This window comes from Methanospirillum sp. (assembly GCF_028679455.1).
GTDB lineage: Archaea > Halobacteriota > Methanomicrobia > Methanomicrobiales > Methanospirillaceae > Methanospirillum.
The window spans coordinates 1-2,783 of sequence record NZ_JAJRBM010000133.1 but is presented as its reverse complement, the minus strand read 5'-3'; the positions used below and the strand labels follow the sequence as shown (position 1 = coordinate 2,783).

Sequence of the window (2,783 nt, the reverse complement as noted above, 5' to 3'; positions counted from 1 at the left end):
TTTACTCTCATTATACTAAGATCTTTCGGTATTTCTCTGGTTGTTCAGGCAAATAAGCGATTTTTTAGAAGAAATTACGATAAATCAGTTGGGAGCGCTGAGAGGGGCTGAATAGTTACCAAATTTCTATTGTTCACCACTCGATATTCGCTTACCAGAGGACTATCACCGGTCATTTTTCGAGACCGGGAAGAGTAATTTCATGTTGCATTATTTACCTGCATATACAGAATTACCGAAGATAGTACCATCGGAAAATATTGAGAATACAGAAAGTATCCCTGATGGTACGCTCCCACGTTCTGATTATAGTGTGTCTGTCGGTAAAATCCTGATTTATACGATTTATAGAAGAAACAAGATAATATCCGGTCACATTTCGAATAATTTATCACTATTAAAACTAGATTTTTCGTTGAACCGTATGAGATTAAAGTGGGCGTGTATAGGATTATTCTGTCTCATTCTGTTATGCGGGACAGTATATGCTGATGATCGGAATGATGCAACGCAATACACCATTGCCATTCAGGAGGAGAAAAACAACACTCCTGCATGGAATAACAATGATGAGGATTTTCTCTTTGCAAATAAAGGGTTTATAGGAACCGATGATCCCTTGATTATCCCATCTCCATATCCCGGGATTACTGCATGGGATATGGAGGCATACAAAGCCATTGCCAATGGAACCAGGCCGGATACGATAAATCCATTACTCTACCGGCAGTTCCAGCTCAACAATATTAATGGAGTATTCAATGTAACGGACGACATCTATCAGGTCAGAGGATATGATGTCACATCAATGAGCATTATCAAGGGTAATACCGGCTGGATTATCGTTGATCCCATGACATCTGTCGAGACAGCTAAGGCTGCAATGGATCTGGTGAACAAGACAATCGGCCACTATCCGGTAAAAGCAGTTATCTATTCGCATCCTCACGCTGACCACTACCAGGGAGTAAAGGGAGTTGTCTCTGAAGAAGACGTAGCAAACGGAGATGTTCAGATCATTGCTCCTGAAAACTTCATGGATCATGCGTTAGCCGAGAATGTCTATGCTGGCAATGCCATGCAACGCAGGGCTACCTACCAATATGGTATACAATTACCCAAGGATACCAAAGGAAACATTGACATCGGTCTTGGAAAGAGCCCTTCAGTCGGAACAGCATCTCTCATTCCGCCAACCATGGATATCACCCACACCGGGCAGAAGGTTACCGTAGATGGAGTGAACATGGAGTTCCATCTTTCAGAAAATACCGAGGCACCGGTAGAACTTGATATCTGGTTCCCACAGAAGAACGCCCTTCTGGTATCTGAAGACTGTACGGCTACCTTCCATAATCTCCTGACCCTTCGTGGTGCACAGGTCCGTGATCCACTCGCCTGGGCACGATCTCTCGATGAAGTCAGACAACTGTACGGTGATAAGGCTGAGGTCATGTTCAGCTCTCATCACTGGCCACGGTTCGGTAACGACAAAGTTATTGAGATTCTTGAGAACCAGCGTGATTTGTACAAATACGTCAACGATCAAACCCTGAATCTCATCAATAAGGGATACACCATGGATGAGATCTCAAACATGATCCATCCTCCTGATTCTCTGAAGGAGTTCTGGTACACCTATGGGTTCTATGGCCAGATGTACATGGGAGTTAAGGCTACCTACCAGAAGTATCTCGGATTTTATGATGGAAATCCCATAAACCTCAATCGTCTCGCTCCGGAAGAGTATGCAAAAGAGATCACCTCATACATGGGAGGGCCAGATGCGGCACTGGGAAAACTACAGCAGGATTATGATGCCGGAAAGTATGAACTGGTAGCCTGTATTGCAAATTACCTGGTATTTGCTGACCCGACAAATATGCAGGCCAGGGAGATGGAAGCAGCAGCACTTGAGCAACTTGGATACCAGGAAGTTTCAGGAACCGCCAGGAATGCATACCTCTCCGGAGCCCAGGACCTCAGAAGAACCATTCCGATCAAAGAGATGAGCGGCATTTCACCTGATATCATGTCTGCTATGTCCGTGGGACAGTTACTGGATTATATCTCAGTCAGGGTCAACGGAGAGAAAGCAAAGGATGAGAACTACCAGATCAATCTGAAACTGACAGATACCGGTGATAGTGCACTTATTCAGGTAAAGAATGAAGTCCTCGAGTACTGGGTGGATACATCATCACCAACTGCAGATGTAACCGTTGAGATGCCACGCAAGACTCTTGAACAGCTGGCTCTTGATCCTTCAGCAACTCTGGAAGATGTTACCACTTCCGGTGATGCAGATGTATTTGACCGGTTTGTCTCTATGCTCGATGTGTTTGATCCAGGGTTTAACATCGTAACCCCCTGATTTTTTTTATTTTCCTTTTTTCTTATACCAGAACCTTCGAGTTTCAAGTTTTCTCATGCCTATGACACGATCCCTTATCGTATCCGGTTACTCAGAAAACCGGTTACTCATCAGGAATGCAATTTGATTCAAAAGTGTATGGACTGCCCGGTATGACATATGGAAGGGTTAAACTCTGGATTGATCTATGCGGGAGTAACGATCAGATGAGTGGGAGAGATTTATTGCATAAATAATGGACAGATCCCGGAGATATCCCGGTTTGCCTCTGAAATGGTGATACCGTACAGTGTTCCTGAAGATCAAGGAACTCAAGGAATTTGTGTTAATGCCACTTGATTCTTGACCAGGGGTTTATAAGGTCGCGCTACTTCGTTTTTGACCACCCTATTTAAAGTATAAAACGTCT

At 44.0% G+C, this 2,783-nt stretch carries 1 protein-coding gene; it reads left to right on the top strand.

Going from position 1 to position 2,783, the window contains the following annotated elements:
* Positions 1-424 precede the first annotated feature (424 nt).
* Complete coding sequence (locus LUQ50_RS04565) at positions 425-2,374, top strand: alkyl sulfatase dimerization domain-containing protein (RefSeq protein ID WP_300036845.1); 1,950 nt, start codon at positions 425-427, stop codon at positions 2,372-2,374.
* The last annotated feature ends 409 nt before the right edge of the window (positions 2,375-2,783 follow it).

Coding starts and splice junctions, on each gene's coding strand:
- LUQ50_RS04565 (WP_300036845.1), top strand. CDS start 425: ATGAGATTAAAGTGGGCGTGTATAGGATTATTCTGTCTCATTCTGTTA.